This window comes from Ruegeria sp. HKCCD3925 (assembly GCF_057221175.1).
Genome location: NZ_JBWVBI010000001.1, coordinates 756,360 through 778,798 on the forward strand (window position 1 = coordinate 756,360; position 22,439 = coordinate 778,798).

Below are 22,439 nucleotides of genomic sequence, written 5' to 3' on the forward strand. Positions count from 1 at the left end.
GCGCGCCTAGACCAAGCTTCACGCACTTCAGAAGTTTGGGAAATATGTAAGTCTCGTTTCAAAAATTGACCCATCTGCCGTCTCAAAAACCAAGACGAATTGAGGGCTTGATGCACCTTTGTCCCAACTTACCGAAATTGGGCTTTGCTCATCTTCTCCGTATTTCGTGACGGAAACTGAGTTTCCAAAAAGATCACGCCCTTTCAAGAAAAAGCAACGCTCCAAATCGGAAAGGCTAGTTTCCTGATCTTCGCATTTTCCGCCATCTCCCTCATCGCTCAGGAATGGCATAGACAGAGACACCAGAAAGGCCTTTGCTTCCCTCCCGTCGATATTCTCCGGCAATCTCTGTTCCGCCAGCGTTGAATCGTAAGATGAAAGACGTTCTTTCATGGTCGAATACTCGATCAGTCCATTACTGTCGTCCAACAAATAGACAGAGAATGAGACAATCGACACAGGACGATCCGATGCGTTGTATACGCGCACCTTCCATGCGACTGGGCCAGCCGTAGAGACATGTGTTTCATCACCAAACAACGGCACGGGACCAAGAGGTTCGATTTCGAGCCCACGTCCAAGGTTTACCCGCCCCTCAGTGGTCAACTCTATTGCATCCGAAGCCGGTGCGAACTGGTGCCAAGCCGTGACCGACGCAAGGCACAGTCCGAGTGCGGCAATAATCGAGTTAATTGTCTCGTGCTTCATAAATCTCTCTTCTCTTGAGGCAGGAAGACCCTCCCATGCACCACCCGAAACATCGTGTCAGTACACTCAGCCTAATGGCCTCAACTTGTTCAAACTTTCTGCCAGAACTTCAATGCTGAAACCGTGGCCGTATCCATCTTCCGTTGGATCGACGCGGTACCCCTCGCTTTCACTATCGCTATCACGACCAGCAAGCGCGCGGCGCTGTTCAGGTCCGATACCGGCGTTACGAGCCAAATCAGCCCAAGCGTGGCGGAAACTGTGAAAACCAGCTTTGTAACCAGTGATACCCAGCTTACCAAGATCACCAATGAAGCGTGCGCCGTAATAAGTGCCAAACCGGCCCTGTCCATCATGGGCGACTTCGTGAAGGTTCCCACCCCAACGCTCAGCTTCCATGAATAGCATGTCACCGCCCGCCTTACGGCGGCGGCTTAAAAAGTCTTCAAATCCACGATCCACAAGGCCAAGGTGCACCGGAATCGTGCGAAAGGTGTTTTCGTTTTTGACTTTCTGCAATTCAGCTTCGTCGGTGACGGCAACACACAAGAAACCATCTTGGGTTGTCAGGTCACTGACGCGTATTTGTGAGACCTCTTCAAGTCGCAAGCCGTGAAACGCGCCTAAGAGCGGCCCCCAGAAATCCACAGTGTTTGGATCGCGAGTCTTCTGCGCGTGATCCACAACCCTTTTTACATCGTCACGACTGAACACATAGCGCTTGTTGCTTTGCCTCGCGCTGACCTTTCCCTTCTTCTCAACAACCGTGTAGCCACCCCACTTGGCATCGTCGTCACGGTCGCCCTCGTTCACCGCATACGCCATCAGAGACTTCAACAGCGTCAAGTTCTGGTCCCGTGTTCGCGCTGACGCGCGGGGAAGGCCTTCACGGTCCGCCACTTTCACAGCATCCCAGAACGATAACGGGCGAACGTCTTTGCGCGATGAGACCGGCAGCTTTAAAAAGTCCGCCGCAAAACTGGTTAGGTGCTTCTTTGTAAGGTCAGCAAGCGGCACATCACCGTGATATTCGACGAACCGTCTCACAGCGTATTCATACTGCCCACGGGTCTTATTCTTGATCTTGTCGGTGTGAACGTACCCTTTCGCCTCACAGAACTTGTCCAAGAGACCACGAAGCCCGTTAACGGCGTCAGCCGTTGGTTCGATCACCTCTGCGGCAGTCAAAGCGTCCCGAAGCGCTTTACCTTTCTTCTTGTGTAGCGCGATACGCCCAGACTCCTGCGCCTCTTCCAGATCGCGTTCATCGGGATCGTAGTCTTCGCCGGTACCATCTTTGACGTCATACTCAGCACCCTGCCCCGCATTCAAAAACGCCGCGCGTGTCTCATGCTCACGCATGGCTGCTCCTGCGTGCCAAACGCCGCCGCTCTTTTGGATCAATTGCTTCTGATCCACTGGCAACTCTTCGACCTTGGCCGCGATTTCACCGTCAAGCTGGGATTGCTGTTTCGGCTGCAAATCCCCGTAGGTCATCACACGCGCAGACACAGAGGACATTTTTGCCTCCAACTCGTCCAACCTCACGAGCATCGCCCTTGCCAGCTTCTTAGCCGCTTCGGGGTCCTTGGTTTTCATAGACCCCCTGACAAAGCCGTTTTTGTAATTTGGGAAAGACGATAGATCGTACGCCTCAACGAGTCGTTTAGGCACTCGTTTATAGTAATGCCACGTACTGCCGACGAGCTTAGCGCCCTCTATTTTGAGCGCGTCACCCTGATTTTTCTCCATTGGTATAACCCCGTTTGTGCAAGGTTTGTGCAAAGCCTGTGCACAAAATCCAATATCGAGCCTTGCCAGAAAGCCTTATTTTTCAGGGATTTCTTATATATCAGGGGGATACCTTGCACAAGGCTCTGGTGCGGTCGAGAAGACTCGAACTTCCACGGGTGTTACCCCACAGCGACCTCAACGCTGCGCGTCTACCAATTCCGCCACGACCGCACTGCCAATGACTTGGTAGAGGGGCGTATAGACGCTGAGCCGCGCGATGTGAAGAGGCAAAAACACAGCCGATTGAAATCACGTGCTTTAGCCATATCTAACCGCGATACAATGCAATCTGGAGCAGCCATGCCCTCGCCCGATCCCCGCCCTACAGTGCAGATTGATGTCGTCTCGGATGTGGTCTGTCCGTGGTGTATTGTCGGCTTTCGTCAACTCGATGCCGCACTGAAGCAAGAGAATGTGCTGGCCCGATTGCGCTGGCATCCGTTCGAACTGAACCCCAACATGGGGCCAGAGGGACAGAATCTGAGGGAGCATATTGCCGAGAAATATGGCTCGACGCCCGAACAAAGCCAGCAGGCGCGGGAGCGATTGACTGCGTTGGGCACTGAACTTGGGTTCACCTTCAATTTCACTGATGACAGCAGAATCGTGAACACCTTTGCCGCGCATCAACTGCTTGACTGGGCGGAAACACAGGGGCGTCAGCATCCGCTGAAACTGACCTTGTTCGAAACCTATTTCACCAAGCAACAGGATGTCTCTGACGTCGAAGTGTTGATAGGCGCGGTCGAGGCGGCCGGGCTCGACCCGGAGGCGGCGCGAACCGCACTTGAATCAGGTGCGCATGCCCAACCGGTGCGTGAAAAACAAGATTTCTGGACCAGCCGAGGCATCTCGGGCGTGCCTTCGATGGTGTTTGGAGGGAAATATCTGCTGACCGGCGCACAGGGCACGGACACTTATGCGCAGGTCCTGCAACGCTGCCTGGCCGAGGCCGCCTGACCCCTTCCCCCTGCCCCGCAGACGGTCTAAGGAACGAGCATGGAATGGAAGACTACCGACGGGCTGATCGACTACGACGAGGCCACTGCCTTCATGGAGGCGCGCGTTGCTGCGATTGCAGCGGGTGAGGCGGACGAATGCATTTGGCTGTTAGAACACCCTCCGCTTTATACCGCTGGGACTTCTGCCAAGCGAGAAGATCTGACCGATCCGGATCGCTTTCCGGTCTATGAAAGCAAGCGCGGTGGACAGTACACCTATCACGGCCCCGGTCAGCGCGTTGTTTACGTCATGCTTGATGTGGGCAAACGCGGTCATGATGTGCGCCGCTTTGTGCAGCAGCTTGAGGCATGGGTGATTGCGGCTCTTGCCGAGTTCAATGTCACCGGTGAGATCCGCGACGGCCGCGTGGGCGTCTGGGTGCAACGGCAAGACAAGCCGCTGACGATCACCGGCCAGCCAGCCGAGGACAAGATCGCGGCCATCGGCATTCGCCTGCGGAAATGGATCAGCTTTCACGGCATCTCAATCAATGTCGAGCCGGACCTGTCACATTTCACCGGTATCGTGCCCTGCGGAATTCAGGAACACGGGGTGACCTCACTGGTCGATCTTGGGTTGCCGGTGACCATGGATGACGTCGATGTTGCGCTAAAAAAGACCTTTGATGAGGTATTCGCCACCGAAGGCGCCTAGTTTATAGGTGATTCCACGTATTCGGACAGATCTGGCCAGAATACGCAAAAGACAATGCTAGAATTTGGGGCACTCTGTTTCGAAAATCATTCAGAAAATTCCTTTGAATGGTCTCAATTCGCCTCAAATTCAGGGATTCTTCACATCCTCTCCTTACAAACGCCATCTGACCACATAGTATGTAGTGACCGTTCATGAGTGAGTGGTGTGTTAACCGGTGATCTCAGGGCTGCCCTGCGAAATCCGTGAAAGTGTTTGGTTACGAGTCTGCCGTTCCGACCCCATATCGGAACGGCAATTCTCGTTTTAGGCCCCTAAATCTGTTGATGCCCAAATCGGGTTGATCCGACGCAAGCGTGCCCGCTGGCTTCGATTTCAAGCGTAACATGACCAAGCCCAAACTTGTTCTGCAGAACCTGCTTGGCCATCACCCGGATATCCTCGGCACTATCTTGTGCGTCGGGTTTGATGACCAGATGCGCCGACAGCGCGGGCTCACGCTCCTGCATGCTCCACAGATGGATGTGGTGAACTCCTGCCACGCCCGATACGCCTTCAATGGCTGTGGCGACCTCTTCCGGATCCAATTCTGTTGGCGCGCCCAACATCAGAACGCGTATGGTTTCACCGATCTCGGATTTGACGTGCCAAAGGATGTAAAGTGAGATCATGATGGTGACCGCTGGGTCGACCCAAGTCCAGTTGAAGACAATTACAGCGGTACCTGCGACAATCACGGCGACGGACCCCAATGCATCGGCCACATTGTGCAGGAATGCCGCACGAATATTCATGCTGTCCTTGGACATGGAATAGGTCAGCATAGCGGTGACAAGGTCGACGACCAATGCGATCCCAGCGATCCAGACAACGATCCAGCCATTAACCGGCTCGGGCTCGACAAACCGCATTACGCCTTCGTACAGCAGATAGACCGACAGAACGATCAGTGTTGTGTAGTTAACCAGCGCCGCTACAACCTCGGCCCGGCCATACCCGAAACTCATACGCGCGTTTGCGGGTCGACGAGCGATCTTGCGGGCAAAGAATGCGATGACCAGCGCAATCGCATCTGACAGGTTGTGCAAGGCGTCCGCAATCAAGGCGAGCGAACCTGAAATAACCCCGCCCACAACCTGTGCCAGCGTCAAGAACATATTGACCGCGATGGCCCAGGCAACGCGCGCATCTCCGGCCTGCGGATCAACATGCGCGTGGCTGTGCCCTTTGTGGGAATGCTGATGAGCCATTTTAGTGAGTCCTATTTTCTGAATCACCATGCTACATAATTCCTCTAGTGACTAGAGGTTCAAGGGGGTGTTTTCGAAAATGAATGCAATCGGGGCTCCCTCATTTCGCACTGGAATCAAAGCACCTACGATCCGGTTCTGGACTTCTACCGCCGTTCAAACCTACTGCGGGTAATCAGCGCCGCTATGACGAAACCGCGCTGCGGCGGTTGCAATGCGTACGCCATGGCCAAGATCTGGCCAGCCGCTGGCCTAATTAGAGGCTTTGCTCACGCTCGAAGGTGCAAATGGAAAAACTTGAACCGGGCTAATGAAATCGCCGAACAGCAGCCTGATGATTTACGAGTCCGGATCGCACGCCTGAAAAGAATGGAACAAGACTGATCCGTATTCCTCAGGTCTGCGACGGGCAGCGCGATTACGCAAGTGTCGTGTTCCATGCGTTTGGTGATCACGACGCCTGCGACAGCTCGCTTCGAAGGTGGATCAGGTCAGTGCCGCGCGGATCTTGTCGGCGTGTTGAGCAATCAGGTCAAAATCGCCCATTTTACCGGGCGGGCGTATCGAGACGCCCTCGTGGCGCGGCAATACATGCACATGCAGGTGAAATACCTCTTGCCCGCCTGCGGCCTCATTGAATTGCTGAACGGTGACGCCATCAGCGTCAAACGCTTCTTTCACAGCGTGAGCCATCTTCTGTACCGTCGCCATCACCGCTGCCAGTTGCTCGGGCGTTGCATCCAGCATGTTGCGACAGGGGGTTTTGGGGATCACCAACAAGTGCCCGTCCGCCCGGGGCATGATATCCATCAGCGCGACGGTGTCGTCGTCTTCATACACACGGTTTGACGGGATTTCTCCGCGCAGGATCTTGGCAAAGACATTTTCGGGATCATAAGCGGTCATTACAGGCCTCCGGTGTTGGACTTACCCGTTGTTCTGAGCCGCCGCTTGATGCGGGTCAAGCGGGTTTCCCCGTCACCACTTGTAATCGCGGACTGAATCCCCAAATCCCTCGCATCCGAGGTCAGATTATCGCGCAGCACAGTCTGCCCGCGACAATTAATCTTGATCCAGATCAAACTCGACCATTGAAGGTCGCCCCTTCGCAATCTAAAACCAGCAGGAATCCCGCGCGTTGGAGAGGTCCGACTGCGCGGTACAGTTGCAACAGGAGGCACCTAATGGCAGACGCAGCCATTCATGGTCACGAGCATGAAGATCAGCGCGGCTTTTTCACCCGCTGGTTCATGTCGACCAACCACAAGGACATCGGGATTCTCTACCTGGTCTTTTCGGCCCTTGCCGGTCTGATCTCGGTTCTGATGACTGTCTATATGCGGCTCGAACTGATGCACCCCGGTGTTCAGTATATGTGCCTCGAAGGGTTCATGGCCGATCCATGCACCCCCAACGGTCACCTCTGGAACGTGATGATCACCTATCACGGTGTTCTGATGATGTTCTTCGTTGTCATCCCCGCCCTGTTCGGCGGATTTGGCAACTATTTCATGCCGTTGCAGATCGGTGCGCCGGATATGGCGTTCCCGCGGATGAACAACCTGTCCTTCTGGCTGTATGTCGCTGGCACCTCGCTGGGCGTCGCCTCGCTGCTCAGCCCCGGTGGTAATGACCAGCTTGGTTCAGGTGTAGGCTGGGTTTTGTATCCACCGCTGTCGACGACCGAAGGCGGCATGTCCATGGACCTTGCGATCTTCGCCGTGCACGTATCGGGCGCCTCCTCGATCCTCGGCGCGATCAACATGATCACCACCTTCCTGAATATGCGTGCCCCGGGCATGACACTGTTCAAGGTGCCTCTGTTCAGCTGGTCGATCTTCGTCACTTCGTGGCTGATTCTGCTGTCGCTGCCGGTTCTGGCAGGCGCGATCACCATGCTGCTGATGGACCGCAACTTTGGCTTCACCTTCTTTGATCCGGCCGGTGGCGGCGATCCGATCCTGTATCAGCACATCCTTTGGTTCTTTGGCCACCCGGAAGTGTACATTGTGATCCTGCCCGGCTTTGGCATCATCAGCCACGTGATCGCGACCTTCGCGCGCAAACCAATCTTCGGCTACCTGCCGATGGTCTGGGCGATCATCGCGATCGGTGTGCTGGGCTTCGTCGTATGGGCGCACCACATGTACACCGTTGGCATGTCGCTGCGTCAGCAGGCCTACTTCATGCTGGCCACGATGGTCATTGCGGTTCCGACAGGCGTTAAGGTCTTCTCGTGGATCGCGACCATGTGGGGCGGCTCGATCGAGTTCAAAACCCCGATGCTGTTCGCTTTCGGCTTCCTATTCCTGTTCACCGTTGGTGGTGTGACCGGCGTTGTGCTGTCGCAGGCCGGCGTGGACCGTGCCTATCACGACACCTACTACGTCGTTGCGCACTTCCACTACGTGATGAGCTTGGGTGCAGTCTTCGCGATCTTCGCTGGCGTGTACTTCTACTTCTCGAAGATGACGGGCCGTCAGTATTCCGAGTTCTGGGGCAAGGTTCACTTCTGGCTGTTCTTCATCGGCGCCAACCTGACCTTCTTCCCGCAGCACTTCCTGGGCCGTCAAGGCATGCCACGCCGCTATATCGACTACCCTGAAGCGTTTGCTCAGTGGAACTTCGTTTCGTCGATTGGTGCGTTCATCTCGTTCGCCTCGTTCCTGCTGTTCTTCGGCATCGTGATCTACGCCCTGCTGCGTGGTGCGAAAGAGACACGCCCGAACCCGTGGAACGAATACGCGGATACGTTGGAATGGACCCTGCCCACGCCGCCGCCTGAACACACGTTCGAGCAGCTGCCCAAGCAGGAAGACTGGGACAAGGGCCACGCGCACTAATCCCGCCATCCAAACCAAATTCAGCAAAGCCCCGCCCCGTGCGGGGCTTTGTGTTTTTTATGCCCCCAATCCGCAACTTGCTGCACCCAACACGTAGACGCACCAAAGATCAGGCCGTTAGTATTTGCGAAAACAGCATAATCTAAGATGGGTGCGCGCCACATGATTCTCCATCATGGCATCACACTTCGGCAACTGGTCAAAGGCTCTGCCGGGTTCATTTGCATCGTCATGGCCTGGATACTCCTGCTTGAACTAGTGGATGAAGTTACTCCGCTTGAGTTGATCTCGAACTCCAGCCCACCGGTCACGATGCTGGGTTTGGCAGTGGCATTTTTTCTGGGTTTCAAGAACACCTCGGCCTATGGCCGCTGGGTCGAGGCCCGCAGGATTTGGGGGGACATCGTCAACGCCAGTCGCGATTGGGGCAATACGATCAGCAATCTGGTTCAGGCTGACGGCACGCCGCTTGCGCCCGAGATGCGCCGCGAGTTGCTGGAGCGTCATATCGCTTGGCTAAACATGCTGGCCTTTCAACTGCGCCAGCCCGCAACGCATGGACGCGCCCGCCGCCCGTGGATGTTCGGACACAAGCCGGTCGTGGACAAAATCGCGCTGCATCAGGAACCCGAATGCTGGCGCGACACCCAACTGGCGGCTGATTTGCCTCTGCTCGAAGGGAAATCCAACCGTGCCGCGTACCTGTTGTTTCTTCAGGGTGAGCGGCTTTCATCACTGGCGCAATCCGGCAAGATCGACCCCTATTGGCATGTGGCGCTGATGAACCGGCTAGCACGGTTTGCAGACGCGCAAGGCCAAAGCGAGCGTATCAAGAATACCCCGTTCCCGCGGCAGGTCGCCGAAGTCGGACGCATCTTCAGCTATATTTTTATCTTCATGTTACCGCTGGCGTTGAATGACCAACGCTCGATCACCGCTGGGATGGGCTACTCGGTAACAAAATCCGTTCTGCTTGACTGGGCAGTCTTTGCTCCGATCGGAGCGTTGGTTTGCTGGATTTTCTTCGTGACTGAACGGGTCAGCGCCTCGATGGAGGACCCGTTCGAAGGCGACGTAACCGATGTTCCGATCTCGTCCATCTGCCGCATGATCGAAATCGACCTGCGCCAGATGACATCCTGCGGCACTGTCCCTCAGCCGACAGAACCCATCGATAAAGCGCTACTTTGACCACTTAAATTGGGCAAAGATCGAAAAAACCTCCGTTTTGCGGTATTCTGGTTGGCAAAGCCCCTTTTGACAGGAGCCTTGCTATGCCCGAGATCGACTTTTGGTATTCAATCGGCAGCACTTACAGTTTTCTGACCATCACGCGCCTGGATGGCTGGTGCGAAGAAAACGATGCGACAGTAACCTGGCGCCCCTTCAACGTGCGCACGGTGATGTCGGAACAGCAAAATATTCCCTTCGCTGGCAAACCGGTGAAGTCGGCCTATATGTGGCGCGATATTGAGCGGCGCGCTGCGAAATATCACATCCACGCCAAACTTCCCGCCCCCTATCCAATTTCTGACCTGGCGCTGGCAAATCAGGTGGCTTTGCTGGGCATGCAGGACGGCTGGGGCGCCGGGTTCACGCAAAATCTTTATCGGATCTGGTTCGAGGACGGGATTGAAGCCGGTAGCGAAAGCGCCATTTCCGAAGCCCTGCTTCGGTGCCAACAAGATCCACGCCTGATGCTTGCCCGTGCCCGCAGCCCGGACGCTGTTGCAGCCTTGGAGGACGAGACAAACAAGGCCATCAAACTGGGGGTTTTCGGCGCACCCAGCTTTGTTGTCCGCGACGAAGTGTTCTGGGGTGATGACCGGCTTGACGATGCCCTGTCGTGGGTCCGCGTCGGCCACGTTGTCTGACTGATTTTTGCTTCGACATTGCGCCGGTCTGAGCTAGGTTCTCGCCATGCCTTATCAATGGACAAAAAACTCGGACGCTGAACAGGAACTGCGGCTTTGGCCGCACAACTCCTTGCCACCACGTGGTGCAATTACCGTCATCTTGTCGGTGTTCCTGTTCGGACTGATCCCGCTGCTGGCGATGTTGGGTTCGATCGTCCTGTGGGGTCTGCTGCCGTTCCTGCTGCTGACGGTTCTGGGCCTCTGGTTGGCAATCCAGACAAACTATCGCGCGCGCAGCGTGTTCGAGGTTCTGACCTTGGGCCAGACGCAAGCCCACCTTGTGCACCACCACCCAGACAAAGGCGATCAGGAATGGACCTGCAACCGCTATTGGGCCCGTCCCGAAATGCACACCAGCGGTGGTCCGGTACCCCACTACGTAACGCTGATCGGCGATGGGCGCGAAGTTGAGATCGGCGCGTTCCTGTCCGAAGACGAGCGGATCGCGCTGTTTGATGATCTGAGTCAGAAACTGCGCAAATCGACGTGATTAAGCGCCGTTGGAGTTAGCGCAAAGATGATCTTTGACCATCGGTCCTACTTTGCCGAAATCCATCTGACCGGTATAGCGCGACTTCAACTCGCCCATCACCTTGCCCATATCGCGGATTGAGCCCGCCCCCGTAGACGTGATGGCGGTCTGAATGGCCTTGCTAACTTCGTCGTCGTCCAGCTGTTTGGGCAGGAATTCCTCAATCACCTCAACCTCGCGCAGTTCCCGCTCGGCCAAATCAAGGCGTCCGCCCTCTTCATAGGCGCGTGCGCTTTCCTTGCGCTGCTTGGTCATTTTACCCAGAATTTCAAGCACTTCAGAATCGCCGCAGCCCTTGGTCTCTTCATTGTCAGAGGCGCGCGAAGCAATATCACGATCCTTGATCGCCGCATTGATCAGGCGCAGTGTCGAAAGACGCTCGGCGGCTTTGTCTTTCATAGCTTGCTTCAGGGCAGAGTTCACCCGTGATCGCATATCCATATGGTCTGTCCATCCCCATGGCAAAGGAACCCTGACCATATCGAAACAAAAAGGTTGGTACAACAGTGGACATTAATTGTAACTCATTGATTTTTAACAATAGCCCAAAATTTGAACAGACTTGACCCTAGCGTATAACCCACTTAGTTATGCGCCCGTTTACCTTACAGGAGAGTCGCGCCATGGCCCAGAACGCCCCGTCCAAGCCCACCGCATGTCTGGCGTTGGCCGATGGAACCCTGTTTTACGGTGTGGGCTTCGGCGCAACCGGTCAAACCGAGGCCGAGTTGTGTTTCAACACCGCCATGACGGGCTATCAAGAGATCATGACCGATCCTTCTTATGCGGGTCAGATCGTGACCTTCACTTTCCCGCATATCGGCAATGCCGGAGTGAATCCCGAAGATGACGAAACCGGCGACCCGGTGGCAGCCGGGATGGTGGTCAAATGGGACCCGACCGAGCCGTCGAATTGGCGCGCGACAGAAGAGCTAAAAAGCTGGTTAGCCCGCCGTGGTCGCATCGCAATCGGCGGCGTCGATACCCGCCGCCTGACCCGCGCGATCCGTCAGCAAGGCGCGCCGCACGTGGCGCTAGCTCATGATCCCGAGGGAAACTTCGATATCGAAGCCCTGATTGCTGCAGCGCGTAGTTTTGCGGGTCTCGAAGGGATGGATCTGGCCAAAGAAGTCACCTGCGCCCAAAGCTATCGCTGGGATGAGATGCGTTGGGCTTGGCCCGATGGCTACCAGCGTCAGGAAGCTCCGATGCACAAGGTGGTCGCGATCGACTATGGTGCCAAGCGCAACATCTTGCGCTGCCTCGCCTCGGCGGGTTGCGACGTAACCGTATTGCCCGCCACCGCAACGGCAGCGGAGGTGCTGGCACACAAGCCGGACGGAGTGTTCCTGTCAAACGGACCCGGCGATCCCGCGGCTACCGGCGAATATGCAGTTCCCATGATCAAGGAAGTGCTGGATACAACAGATCTGCCCGTCTTTGGCATCTGCCTAGGCCATCAGATGCTGGCACTGGCGCTTGGTGGGCAGACGATCAAGATGAACCACGGCCACCATGGTGCCAATCATCCGGTCAAGGATATGGAAACCGGCAAGGTCGAGATCACCTCGATGAACCACGGCTTCGCCGTGGACGCGGAAACACTGCCCGATGGCGTAGTCGAAACGCATCGCTCTCTGTTTGACGGCTCGAACTGCGGCATCCGCATGACGGGTCGCCCGGTTTATTCGGTGCAGCATCATCCAGAAGCGTCACCCGGCCCGCAGGACAGTTTCTACCTGTTCGAACGCTTTGCCGCGGCGATGGCGGATCAAAAAGCACAAGCTTAAAGGCGAATTCAACAGCGTTAACCGTGTGTTAACCCTGACTAAGCAACCCTGCCGGATGTTACATGCGGCAGGGTTTCGTTATGGTCGAATTGAATCTCCAGCGTCAGACACTGGCGCAGCCTGTGCCCGGGCCGCATTCGCGCAAACCGCTCGGCACATGTCTCGTCGAACAAGGCATCATCACATCCGACCAGTTGGCGCGCGCCCTGCGGATGCAAGTATTCCAGAACGCGCCATTGGGGGAAATACTGGTCAGTGAAGTATGGGCCAGCCGTGCGCAGGTTCTCTCGGCGCTGTCTGACCAAACCGGCCTTCAGATCGCCGATCTTGCGCAGGTACCACCAGCCGCAGACCTCTGCTTGCTCGAACCGGTCGAGTTTTGGTTGAAGCACAATGTACTGCCCTGGATGCGTGTGGGGCCAATCCTGCTGATCGCTACAGCCAGGCCAGATACATTCGACGCAGTGGCAGACGCATTGAAAGGCCACGGTTACACGATCATCCCGGTTCTGGCAGGACCCGAGCAGATCGATGCTGCCATCGCTCGTCAATATGCTCAACCGCTAGCACAAGCTGCAGAAACTCGCGTTGAGGCGCGGCAAAGCTGCAGGAATTGGTCGGCCCAGACGCGCCGTGGGCCGATCATTGGATTTATCCTGTTCGCGGCACTCTGTGTTTGTTTCCCGATAGTTGGCCTCGGCCTTCTTTTGGGCTTTGCACTGCTGACTCTGGGGTTGTTCTTGTCTCTCAGGCTCTCGGGGCTCATTGCTTATCTATGGCGAGAAAAATCTGAGCCAACAACAAAGACCTCTGAGTCACTTCGCCTACCCCGCGTCTCGATCCTGGTGCCGCTATATAAGGAACGCGAGATTGCCGATGACCTGATCGCCCGGCTGCGCCGCCTGACCTATCCCAAAGCGTTGCTGGATGTCATTCTGGTGCTGGAAGAGCGGGATGACGTAACCAATGAGGCGCTCAGGCAAATAGAACTGCCAACCTGGATGCGCGCCATTGTTGTGCCGGCTCGGGGTGACCTGACCACCAAGCCCCGTGCGATGAACTATGCGCTGGATTTCTGCCGTGGAGAGATTTTGGGCGTTTGGGATGCCGAAGACGCGCCGCAACCCGATCAGATTGAAACCGTTGTCCGCCATTTCGCGAACGCCCCAAAGGAAGTGGTGTGCCTGCAAGGTATTCTAGACTACTACAATCCGCGCACCAATTGGCGGTCGCGCTGTTTTAGCATCGAATACAGCGGCTGGTTTCGCGTCGTCCTGAAAGGCATCGCGCGAATTGGTCTGGTCGTTCCGCTGGGCGGCACAACCTTCTTTTTTCGCCGCGACAAGCTGGTCGAACTGGGCGGTTGGGATGCCCATAATGTCACCGAAGATGCCGATCTGGGTGTCCGCCTAAGCCGTGCCGGATATCGGACCGAGATCGTCAGCACCACGACCTATGAAGAGGCGAACTTTCGCGCCTGGCCATGGGTAAAGCAGCGTTCGCGTTGGCTGAAGGGGTTCATGGTAACCTATCTGGTGCATATGCGCGCACCACGCCAATTGCTGCGCGATCTGGGGTTGCTGCGCTTTTTGGGCTTACAGGCCTTTTTTCTGGGAACACTGGGCCAATTCCTTCTGGCCCCGCTTTTGTGGGCGTTCTGGCCCATCTTTTTCGGGCTGCCCCACCTGTATCAACCAATCCTGACACCCGGTTTATTGACTGCCTGCGTGGTTCTGTTTCTCGTCGCCGAAGCCGCCAACCTATTGGTGGGTATCTGCGGTGTCATCGCAGGCAAACGCAGGTTCCTGCTACCCTGGGTGCCGACCATGGTGCTTTACTATCCGCTGGGCGTGTTGGCGGCCTACAAAGGCCTGTGGGAACTGGCGGTCAATCCGTTCTTCTGGGACAAGACCCAGCACGGCCATGCGGTCGAGGAACGTGAGGCCGCTATTTCTCGCGCCGGATCGCATCCTGTTTCAGCCGCGTCATGAAAGCGACCGAAATGTGATCCTGCAACGCCTTGGCCGCCGCGTCCTCGTCTCGCGCCGCAATCGCGTCCACGATGCCTTTGTGCTCGCTCTGCGCAATCTCGCCACGCCCTTCTGCGGCCAGCGATGTGGTCGCCATCAAGGCCATGGTCCGATGCACCAGATCAAGCTGCTGCACCAGATAGCGGTTATGCGAAGCCAGGTGAATCTGTTCGTGAAATCTCCGGTTGGCCCGCGACAGCGCAACAGGATCTCCGATCAACTCATTGTCAGCCACCACCATGTCCCGAAGGACCCGAATTTCCTCTTCGGTTGCGTGTTTTGCGGCCAGACGTGCGGCCAGCCCTTCCAATTCACGCCGGACAACATAAAGCTCGGCCATCTGGTTGTGGTCCAATGAGGCCACGATCAACGACCGCCCGTCCCGTTCCAGCAACGACTGCGTTTCCAGCCGCTGCAGCGCCTCGCGGATCGGAGTACGCGAAACGCCAAACCGCTCGGCCAGTTCGCTTTCCACCAGCCGATCACCAGGCTTGTAGACACCGACGTCTATCGCTTCGAGAATAAGGCTATAGGCGTCCGTATTGGACTGTTTGGATTGGGGCATCGGCTGAATTGTCTCCTCGTTCGGACCTGTCTAGCCGCCACACGCCCCCCCGATCAAGTGCGGCATTGAAAACCGCAGCCCACCGCCCTAAACCCAAAGCATGGTCAAACCTGCCTTTTCCCATGTCACCCAATGGGTGTTCGATCTAGACAACACGCTTTACCCGCCGCATATGCGCCTGTTCGATCAGATCGAAGTGCTGATGACGGATTACGTCGTGCAAGCTATCGGCGTCGACCGCCCCGAGGCCGACCGGTTGCGTTCACATTACTGGCGCGAATACGGCACGACACTCGCGGGCCTGATGGCAGAGCACGATCTGGACCCCGATCCCTATCTGTACGCCGTGCATCAGGTGGACATGAGCCATATGGAACCCGATGTTGCGCTGGCGGAACATATCCGCGCTTTGCCCGGGCGACGCATTGTCTATACCAATGGATCTGCACCTTATGCCGAGCGCGTTCTGGCGGCACGCGGTCTGAATGGGCTGTTCGACGCGATCTATGGCGTAGAACACGCAGGCTATCGCCCCAAGCCGCAAAAAGCCGCGTTCGAGGCGATCTTTGCGCAGGATGGAATCGATACCGCGAAAGCCGCCATGTTCGAAGATGATCCACGCAATCTGGCCGCCCCGCACGAGATGGGAATGCGTACCGTGCACGTCGCGCCTGACCCGCACGAGGCTGACCATATTCACCATCACACCGATGATCTGACCGGGTTTCTGGGTCGCCTGCGATAGGCTGTCACACTGCGACGATCTGTTCGTTTCGCAGTTGCAGAATTGACCCCATATGCAGCTCAGCGACGAACAGAATCGGAGACCCCAATGACCGCGCTTGAGATGCCACAGCGCCTGCCTCTTTGGCAGCGCCTTTTGTTCGCAATTCCCGTGTTTGGCTGGATGGCCCGGGACGCGGCCAATGCCGAAGCTGAAGACCTTTATTATACAGCCGCGGCGCTGGTCAGCATGTGGGGCTGTTCCATCCTTCTGTTCGGCCTGCCGGGTCTTTATATTCCCGCCCTGATGCTGGTGCCGACGATGTTCCTTGTCCTGATTTTGATCTCTCGGGGATAAAGCACGAGACAGGATGTCACTTGGCGCCCACCGCGCAACAGCACTAGTGTCTGCGGCAACGGAGACATACTCATGACTGACAGCTGTGACATCCTGATTTCCGGCGGCGGAATCGCCGGATTGACCGCCGCCGCCGCCTTTGGCGCTGCCGGGTTCGACGTAGTCTGCGTCGATCCCACCCCTCCGATCACCGAGCGGGACGTGGACGGATCGGATCTGCGTACCACCGCTTTTTTGCAGCCTGCCCACGGTCTGTTGGAACAATGCGGGCTTTGGGCCAAACTGGATGCCCACGCCGCGCCCCTGCAGATCATGCGCATCGTAGATGCGGGCGGAGATGTGCCTGAACCGCGCGTCGTGCGTGATTTCAACGCCGCCGATATCTCGGACCAGCCATTCGGATGGAACCTGCCCAACTGGCTGTTGCGCCGCGAGATGGTAGTACGCTTGGCCGAATTGCCAAATGTCGATTTCCGCCCGGGCACCGGCACGGTCAGCCTGTTCACCCGCACCAATGAGGCGCGGGTCGGCCTGAGCGACGGAACCCGCATCCGCTGCAAACTGGTAATCGCCGCCGACGGGCGCAGTTCACCAATGCGCGAAGCTGCCGGGATCAATGTTCATACCACGCGCTACGGCCAAAAGGCCCTCGCCTTCGCCGTCACCCATCCCATCCCACACGACAATGTCTCGACCGAGATTCACCGCTCGGGCGGGCCGTTCACTTTGGTGCCCCTGCCCGACTGGCAAGGCCAGCCGTCCTCGGCGATTGTCTGGATGGAACGTGGGCCACGTGCCGTTGAACTGCTAAACCTTGAATCCGACGCGTTCGAAGCCGCCATGACCGAACGCTCTTGCGGGCTGTTCGGACCGCTGAAATTGGCCTCACGCCGGACGATTTGGCCGATCATCAGCCAGTCGGCGGAACGGTTGTCGGGCGAACGCATCGCGCTGATGGCCGAGGCCGCGCATGTGGTGCCACCTATTGGTGCGCAGGGGCTGAACATGTCGTTGGGCGATCTGCGCTGCTTGCTGGAATTGACGCAAGCCCGGCCCGAGGGCTTAGGCGATGCGCAGATGTTGGATTCCTATCACAAGGCCCGCCATACCGAGATCGAACTGCGCGTCAAGGGCATCGACCTGCTGAACCGCGCCTCCATGATCGAAGCGCGTCCGCTGCGCGACGCACGAGCGATGGGGCTGAATGCGCTCTATTCCCTACCACCCGTGCGCAAGACGCTCATGCAAATGGGCCTCGGCGTCCGCTGAACCGCAGGGCGGGCTTCTGCCCGCCACGCTATTACAGCACCTGATCCAGAACCCTTTTCAGGCGCGCAATCGTGTCGTCAACATCATACAGCTTGTCCAAGCCAAACAGGCCGAGACGGAAGGTACTGAACCCTTCGGGTTCGTCACATTGCAGCGGCACGCCCGCTGCGATCTGCATGCCCAGGGCCGCGAACTTCTTGCCGTTCTGCACTTCGGGGTCTGCTGTATAGCTGACCACCACACCGGGCGCGCCGAACCCTTCGGCAGCAACCGACATGACGCCCATGTCCCTAAGATAGGCCCGGACGCCATCACCCAGCGCCCATTGCGCCGCGCGCAGCTTTTCGAAGCCGTACGCGCGCGTCTCGGCCATTGTGTCGCGGAAGGAAAGCAGAGAATCCGTCGGCATGGTGGCGTGATAGGCATGGCCGCCATTCTCGTAGGCCTGCATGATCTGGCGCCATTTCTTCAAATCTATCGCAAAGCTATCGGATGAGGTTTCTGCCAGCCGCGCCTCGGCGCGTTCGGATAGCATGACAAGACCGGCGCATGGCGTTGCGCTCCACCCCTTCTGCGGAGCCGAGATCAGCACATCCACTCCGGTGGCCTTCATATCGACCCAGGCACAGCCCGAGGCGATGCAGTCCAGCACCATCAACGCCCCCACCTCATGCGCAGCAGCGGCCATCGCTGTCACATAATCATCAGGCAGAATCACTCCGGCCGAGGTCTCAACATGCGGTGCGAAGACAATACCCGGTCGTTTCTCATGGATTGTCGCCACAACTTCATCAATCGGGGCCGGAGCAAAAGGTGACGGGCTGGAATTGCCGGTTTCGCGCGCTTTGAGAACGGTGGTCGACGATGTCAGATCACCTGACTCGATGATCTGACTCCACCGATATGAAAACCACCCATTGCGTACGACAAGCACATCAGCACCCCGCGCAAACTGTCGCGCGACAGCTTCCATCCCATAGGTGCCTCCGCCAGGAATGACCGCAGCGCCTTCAGCATTGTAAACTTCACGCAGCATTGCCGAAATTTCGCGCATGACTTGCTGAAAACTTGCAGACATATGGTTCAGAGAACGGTCGGTAAAAACCACCGAGAACTCCTCCAGCCCGCCCGGGTCAACAGTATTCAGTAGTGCCGGCATGACGCATCCTTTCTATTGGGTCCTTTTTGTTCTGCCTTGTCTTGCGCGCTCGGTAAAGCGTCAAACGCGGCCTGAAGTTGACCCAAAGTAACCCACAGCCAAAAATTTCATTTTGAGTTTTTACATGCCACAATTAGCAGAAATGACGCCAACCAGAGTCAGGTCCCCTTTACACCCTAGCGTGTTTCTGAACAGATACACACACTTTGAACAAGAACGGATAATTTTACTCGTGACTGCGCAAAAGCGGATTAGTTTTCAAGTCGTTCGAGACGAGGTAAAGCGGCGGATTGAATCCCGCATATGGCCTCAGGGCTCGCTTTTACCCACCGAAACCCAATTAGCGGAAGAGTTCAATTGTGCCCGCGCCACGGTGAACCGGGCGCTGAGGGAGCTCGCTGAACAGGGCTTTGTCGAGCGCAAGCGCAAAAGCGGAACGCGGGTCAAGAAAGAACCACGCAAACAAGCCAAGCTTGAAATTTCACTTGCGAGACAAGCGGTTGAGAACCAAAACTCAGCCTATCGCTATGCGCTGGTGGAACGGAACGTGGTCTACAGCCCCGGCTGGCTGACCTCGCAACTGAATGTCGAACCGGACGCGCGCGTTCTGCACGTGATCTGCATGCACTATGCAGACAACCGCCCCTTCCAGCTTGAAGAACGCTGGATCAATATCGAAGCCGTGCCCGAGGTCGAGCAAGCCGACCTCAACAAAAGTGGCCCACACGAATGGTTGTTGAATGCTGCCCCGTTCACCGAAGCTGAAATCGCCTTTTGCGCGATCTCGGCGGACAATCGTCTAGCTGATTTCATGGGCACGACCACTGGCACTTCGATGATTCAGCTGGAACGGACCACGTGGAAGGACGGGCAACCGATGACTTTCGCCCGCATGACCCATCATCCGGGGTTCCGCATCCGCACTAAATACTAACCGATCGGCCCGGGCAGGCGTTCTTCGCTCAGCAGTACATTGGCTTCGACCTCTCCGGCCCCTGGTAAGGTCATCACCCTTCGGCGCAGAACCCGTTCGAAGTCTGCCAGATCCCGCGCCACGACGCGCAAGCGATAATCATAAAGACCCAGCACATGCTCAACCGTCTGCACCTCGGGAATGGCGCTGACGGCACGTTCAAAATCTTCAAGGCTGACCTGCCCTTTTCGCGCAAGTTTCACGCCGAGAAAGACGGTCACTCCAAAACCCAGGGCCTCGGCATTCAGACGCAGCCGCCGCCCCTTGATCACGCCTGCTTCTTCCAGTCGACGAATACGCCGCCAGGTCGCGGGCTGCGATAAGCCAAAGCGGCGCCCCAGAGCTCCCGCGCTTTGGGTCGCGTCCTGCACCAGCGCGCGCAGAATTCTGCGGTCGATCTCATCCAGTTCGATCATACCGGCAACACCTCATCCCGTTTGACTCGGGCGATATGCATAAGGGCTTCGATATCGGCGATATGCGGTAGGGTCAGAATGCGATCGCGATAGACCTGTTGATAATGCGCCATATCTCGCGCCAACACCGATAGGCGCACATCCACCCGGCCAAGGAAGGTCTGGATCTCGATCACCTCGGCCACGTTCCGCGCCGCCGCCGTGAATTCGTCGAACGCCCGTGCCTGCGTCTTGTCCAGCGTTATCCGCAAAGAGACCTCGACCGCATAGCCCAAGGCGGCCCAGTCGATAACGGCTTCCTGCCCCTCGATCACTCCTGCCGCTTGCATCTTTTCGATCCGGCGCCAGCAGACGCCCGTAGTGATGCGGCATCGCTCAGCCAATTCTGCCGTTGTCAGGCTTGGCTCGGCCTGGAAGTGGCGTAGTATACGTCGATCAACATCATCAAGCATGATTTTTTCACATTTTGTTCACTAGAAGAATTATTCTTCATCTATTTGTCAAATACCCAATCCAAACCCTATCGCCAATAGCAATCACGCAAGATAGAAGCACATCAACCGAAACTGAAAGGACCGGCGAAATGCGCGTCTATTACGATCGCGATTGCGACATCAACCTGATCAAAGACAAAAAAGTGGCGATTCTGGGCTATGGCTCGCAAGGCCACGCCCACGCGCTGAACCTGCGCGACTCGGGCGCCAAGAACCTGGTCATCGCCCTGCGCGAAGGCTCCCCCTCGGCCAAGAAAGCCGAAGCGGAAGGCCTGCAGGTGATGGGCATCGCCGAAGCCGCAGCCTGGTGCGACGTTATTATGTTCACCATGCCTGACGAACTGCAGGCTGAGACGTACAAGAAATACGTCCACGACAACATCAAGCCGGGCGCTGCCATCGCGTTCGCCCACGGCCTGAATGTCCATTTTGGCCTGATCGAGCCGAAAGAAGGCGTTGACGTGATCATGATGGCCCCCAAAGGCCCCGGTCACACCGTGCGCGGCGAATACACCAAAGGCGGCGGCGTTCCTTGCCTCGTCGCGGTCGACAACGACGCGACCGGCAAAGCGCTGGAAATCGGCCTGTCCTACTGCTCGGCCATCGGTGGCGGCCGTTCGGGCATCATCGAAACCAACTTCCGCGAGGAATGCGAAACCGACCTGTTCGGTGAGCAGGCCGTACTGTGCGGCGGCCTGGTTGAACTGATCCGCTGCGGCTTTGAAACGCTGGTTGAGGCCGGCTACGCGCCCGAGATGGCATATTTCGAGTGTCTGCACGAAGTGAAGCTGATCGTTGACCTGATCTATGAAGGCGGCATCGCCAACATGGATTATTCGATCTCGAACACGGCTGAATATGGCCAGTACGTCACCGGCCCGCGTATTTTGAAATACGACGAGACCAAAGCGCGTATGAAAGAGGTTCTGAACGACATCCAGCAGGGTAAATTCGTCCGTGACTTCATGCTGGAAAACGCTGTAGGCCAACCGACCATCAAAGCGTCGCGCCGTGCGAACGATGAGCACATGATCGAGGAAACCGGTGCAAAACTGCGCGCCATGATGCCCTGGATCTCGGCTGGCAAAATGGTCGACAAAGAAAAGAACTAAGTCTGACAATTGTCAGCGAAAGGGCGGCCCCGGTGGCCGCCCTTTTCATTTGGTGACAGCATTTGCGTAGCATTCGCCCAGAACATAATCCCAGCCACTGTCGTAACCGGTGCGTTTGTCCGACGCCTCAGATGCCCAGACTTCCCAGCCCGAATGGGTCAGAGTGACCGTGGTATGCCCGGCTCCGTGGGCTGCGAACCGGACCTCAACCCGCGTGGGGCGGTCGGTGTTGGTGCCGGGGTGCCAGCTGAAGGCCAGGCGAGCCCCCTGTTCGAAGATCAACACCTTGCCCCAATCAGCGCGGGTGCCATCGAACATGGTTTCATAAACCGCACCGCCGACATGAGGTTCGATCACAACTGCCAGCGCAGGCTTGCCTTGCGCCGCTGAGACAGCGTGCCCATCCAATGGCCACCAATTGGCGATGCGATTTACAAAAATGTCAAAGGCGCGCTCGGGCGTTGCGTTCACAACAATGGTCTTAATGATTGGTTCGATCATGCATCTCGTCCTTCGTTTACCTCGGCGGCGAAACTCTCCAACACGTCCGACCAGTATTGCTCGAGCCAGGCGCGCAGGTCGGCCAGCCCCTCGGGTCGGGCGGCATAGATGCGGCGCGTTCCCTCAGCCCTGCAAACGACAAGTCCGGCATCGGACAAGACCTTTAAATGTTGCGAGACCGCCGGGCGGCTTACGGGCAAATCCGCAGCCAGATCACCAACCGCCCTGGGGCGCTTGGCCACCGCCTCAAAAACCTGACGACGGGTCGAATCCCCTAAAGCCGAAAGCACTTCTTTGTAAGCCATAGCTTACGGTAAGTAATGACTTACCTAATGTCAATATCAGCGCGT

The 22,439-nt window shown here is 57.0% G+C and carries 24 protein-coding genes and 1 tRNA gene; 13 read left to right on the forward strand and 12 right to left on the reverse strand.

Going from position 1 to position 22,439, the window contains the following annotated elements:
• Positions 1-27: 27 nt before the first annotated feature.
• The 3 genes from AC2TEM_RS03750 to AC2TEM_RS03760 all read right to left on the reverse strand — a co-directional run bounded on the left by AC2TEM_RS03750 (position 28) and on the right by AC2TEM_RS03760 (position 2,673).
• Positions 28-708, reverse strand: coding sequence for a hypothetical protein (locus AC2TEM_RS03750; RefSeq protein WP_480855999.1), 681 nt, complete (start codon positions 706-708; stop codon positions 28-30).
• Positions 709-774: 66 nt separating this feature from the next.
• Entirely contained in the window at positions 775-2,460 is a 1,686-nt protein-coding gene (locus AC2TEM_RS03755) for a DUF6538 domain-containing protein (protein ID WP_480856000.1), read from the reverse strand.
• A 126-nt stretch (positions 2,461-2,586) separates the two neighbouring features.
• A tRNA-Leu gene (locus AC2TEM_RS03760) sits at positions 2,587-2,673 on the reverse strand.
• 129 nt (positions 2,674-2,802) lie between these two features.
• On the opposite strand from AC2TEM_RS03760, the gene AC2TEM_RS03765 reads away from it, so the two are divergent.
• Both AC2TEM_RS03765 and lipB read left to right on the forward strand, forming a co-directional pair.
• The gene (locus tag AC2TEM_RS03765) at positions 2,803-3,462 is read left to right on the forward strand and encodes a DsbA family oxidoreductase (protein WP_170421108.1); all 660 of its coding nucleotides are present in this window, start codon (positions 2,803-2,805) and stop codon (positions 3,460-3,462) included.
• Between the two features lie 39 nt (positions 3,463-3,501).
• Complete coding sequence (lipB, locus tag AC2TEM_RS03770; protein WP_170393453.1) at positions 3,502-4,158, forward strand: lipoyl(octanoyl) transferase LipB; 657 nt, start codon at positions 3,502-3,504, stop codon at positions 4,156-4,158.
• A 314-nt stretch (positions 4,159-4,472) separates the two neighbouring features.
• On the opposite strand, the gene AC2TEM_RS03775 is transcribed toward lipB, so the two are convergent.
• Together AC2TEM_RS03775 and AC2TEM_RS03780 are read right to left on the reverse strand one after the other, a co-directional pair.
• Positions 4,473-5,408 (reverse strand): cation diffusion facilitator family transporter, encoded by a 936-nt coding sequence (locus AC2TEM_RS03775; protein ID WP_170421106.1) that lies wholly within the window; start codon positions 5,406-5,408, stop codon positions 4,473-4,475.
• 486 nt (positions 5,409-5,894) lie between these two features.
• Complete coding sequence (locus AC2TEM_RS03780; RefSeq protein ID WP_170393458.1) at positions 5,895-6,314, reverse strand: HIT family protein; 420 nt, start codon at positions 6,312-6,314, stop codon at positions 5,895-5,897.
• Between the two features lie 278 nt (positions 6,315-6,592).
• Between AC2TEM_RS03780 and ctaD the strand changes: the two genes are divergently transcribed.
• The 4 genes from ctaD to AC2TEM_RS03800 all read left to right on the forward strand — a co-directional run bounded on the left by ctaD (position 6,593) and on the right by AC2TEM_RS03800 (position 10,657).
• Positions 6,593-8,251: a cytochrome c oxidase subunit I gene (gene ctaD, locus AC2TEM_RS03785; protein ID WP_170393460.1), complete on the forward strand. Its 1,659-nt coding sequence runs from the start codon at positions 6,593-6,595 to the stop codon at positions 8,249-8,251.
• Between the two features lie 162 nt (positions 8,252-8,413).
• Complete coding sequence (locus tag AC2TEM_RS03790) at positions 8,414-9,442, forward strand: bestrophin family protein (protein ID WP_480790418.1); 1,029 nt, start codon at positions 8,414-8,416, stop codon at positions 9,440-9,442.
• An 83-nt stretch (positions 9,443-9,525) separates the two neighbouring features.
• A complete protein-coding gene (locus AC2TEM_RS03795) occupies positions 9,526-10,125 on the forward strand; it encodes a 2-hydroxychromene-2-carboxylate isomerase (RefSeq protein ID WP_170393465.1) in 600 nt (199 codons plus the stop codon).
• 46 nt (positions 10,126-10,171) lie between these two features.
• A complete protein-coding gene (locus tag AC2TEM_RS03800; protein ID WP_170421100.1) occupies positions 10,172-10,657 on the forward strand; it encodes a DUF2244 domain-containing protein in 486 nt (161 codons plus the stop codon).
• On the opposite strand, the gene AC2TEM_RS03805 is transcribed toward AC2TEM_RS03800, so the two are convergent.
• Positions 10,658-11,140, reverse strand: coding sequence for a GatB/YqeY domain-containing protein (locus tag AC2TEM_RS03805; protein WP_170421098.1), 483 nt, complete (start codon positions 11,138-11,140; stop codon positions 10,658-10,660).
• A 182-nt stretch (positions 11,141-11,322) separates the two neighbouring features.
• Between AC2TEM_RS03805 and carA the strand changes: the two genes are divergently transcribed.
• Both carA and AC2TEM_RS03815 read left to right on the forward strand, forming a co-directional pair.
• Positions 11,323-12,489 (forward strand): glutamine-hydrolyzing carbamoyl-phosphate synthase small subunit, encoded by a 1,167-nt coding sequence (gene carA, locus AC2TEM_RS03810; protein ID WP_170421096.1) that lies wholly within the window; start codon positions 11,323-11,325, stop codon positions 12,487-12,489.
• Between the two features lie 62 nt (positions 12,490-12,551).
• The gene (locus AC2TEM_RS03815; RefSeq protein WP_480790419.1) at positions 12,552-14,480 is read left to right on the forward strand and encodes a glycosyltransferase family 2 protein; all 1,929 of its coding nucleotides are present in this window, start codon (positions 12,552-12,554) and stop codon (positions 14,478-14,480) included.
• On the opposite strand, the gene AC2TEM_RS03820 is transcribed toward AC2TEM_RS03815, so the two are convergent.
• Positions 14,437-15,084, reverse strand: a complete 648-nt coding sequence (locus AC2TEM_RS03820) for a GntR family transcriptional regulator (protein WP_170393473.1) — start codon at positions 15,082-15,084, stop codon at positions 14,437-14,439. The genes AC2TEM_RS03815 and AC2TEM_RS03820 overlap by 44 nt on opposite strands.
• 100 nt (positions 15,085-15,184) lie before the next feature.
• Between AC2TEM_RS03820 and AC2TEM_RS03825 the strand changes: the two genes are divergently transcribed.
• The 3 genes from AC2TEM_RS03825 (at position 15,185) to AC2TEM_RS03835 (ending at position 17,434) form a co-directional block, all read left to right on the forward strand.
• Entirely contained in the window at positions 15,185-15,829 is a 645-nt protein-coding gene (locus AC2TEM_RS03825) for a pyrimidine 5'-nucleotidase (RefSeq protein ID WP_170635565.1), read from the forward strand.
• A gap of 87 nt (positions 15,830-15,916) precedes the next feature.
• A complete protein-coding gene (locus tag AC2TEM_RS03830) occupies positions 15,917-16,165 on the forward strand; it encodes a hypothetical protein (RefSeq protein ID WP_170405023.1) in 249 nt (82 codons plus the stop codon).
• A gap of 72 nt (positions 16,166-16,237) precedes the next feature.
• Complete coding sequence (locus AC2TEM_RS03835; protein WP_480601798.1) at positions 16,238-17,434, forward strand: UbiH/UbiF family hydroxylase; 1,197 nt, start codon at positions 16,238-16,240, stop codon at positions 17,432-17,434.
• Positions 17,435-17,465: 31 nt separating this feature from the next.
• On the opposite strand, the gene AC2TEM_RS03840 is transcribed toward AC2TEM_RS03835, so the two are convergent.
• Positions 17,466-18,593 carry an aminotransferase class V-fold PLP-dependent enzyme gene (locus AC2TEM_RS03840; RefSeq protein WP_480790420.1) on the reverse strand — a complete coding sequence of 376 codons (1,128 nt, stop codon included), beginning with the start codon at positions 18,591-18,593 and terminating at the stop codon, positions 17,466-17,468.
• A gap of 232 nt (positions 18,594-18,825) precedes the next feature.
• On the opposite strand from AC2TEM_RS03840, the gene AC2TEM_RS03845 reads away from it, so the two are divergent.
• Positions 18,826-19,527 (forward strand): histidine utilization transcriptional repressor HutC, encoded by a 702-nt coding sequence (locus AC2TEM_RS03845; protein WP_170393483.1) that lies wholly within the window; start codon positions 18,826-18,828, stop codon positions 19,525-19,527.
• On the opposite strand, the gene AC2TEM_RS03850 is transcribed toward AC2TEM_RS03845, so the two are convergent.
• On the reverse strand, positions 19,524-19,982 hold the full coding sequence (locus AC2TEM_RS03850; protein ID WP_170393485.1) for an Lrp/AsnC family transcriptional regulator: 459 nt from the start codon (positions 19,980-19,982) through the stop codon (positions 19,524-19,526). The two genes, AC2TEM_RS03845 and AC2TEM_RS03850, sit on opposite strands and share 4 nt — an antisense overlap.
• A complete protein-coding gene (locus AC2TEM_RS03855) occupies positions 19,979-20,434 on the reverse strand; it encodes an Lrp/AsnC family transcriptional regulator (protein ID WP_170421091.1) in 456 nt (151 codons plus the stop codon). The genes AC2TEM_RS03850 and AC2TEM_RS03855 overlap by 4 nt, the downstream gene beginning before the upstream one ends.
• 131 nt (positions 20,435-20,565) lie before the next feature.
• Between AC2TEM_RS03855 and ilvC the strand changes: the two genes are divergently transcribed.
• Positions 20,566-21,588: a ketol-acid reductoisomerase gene (ilvC, locus tag AC2TEM_RS03860; protein ID WP_170393489.1), complete on the forward strand. Its 1,023-nt coding sequence runs from the start codon at positions 20,566-20,568 to the stop codon at positions 21,586-21,588.
• A gap of 45 nt (positions 21,589-21,633) precedes the next feature.
• Here the strand turns inward: ilvC and AC2TEM_RS03865 are convergent, their stop codons facing one another.
• Both AC2TEM_RS03865 and AC2TEM_RS03870 read right to left on the reverse strand, forming a co-directional pair.
• Entirely contained in the window at positions 21,634-22,089 is a 456-nt protein-coding gene (locus tag AC2TEM_RS03865) for an SRPBCC domain-containing protein (protein WP_170421089.1), read from the reverse strand.
• Positions 22,086-22,394, reverse strand: coding sequence for a metalloregulator ArsR/SmtB family transcription factor (locus AC2TEM_RS03870; protein WP_170421087.1), 309 nt, complete (start codon positions 22,392-22,394; stop codon positions 22,086-22,088). Before AC2TEM_RS03870 ends, AC2TEM_RS03865 begins: the two co-directional genes overlap by 4 nt.
• Positions 22,395-22,439 lie beyond the last annotated feature (45 nt).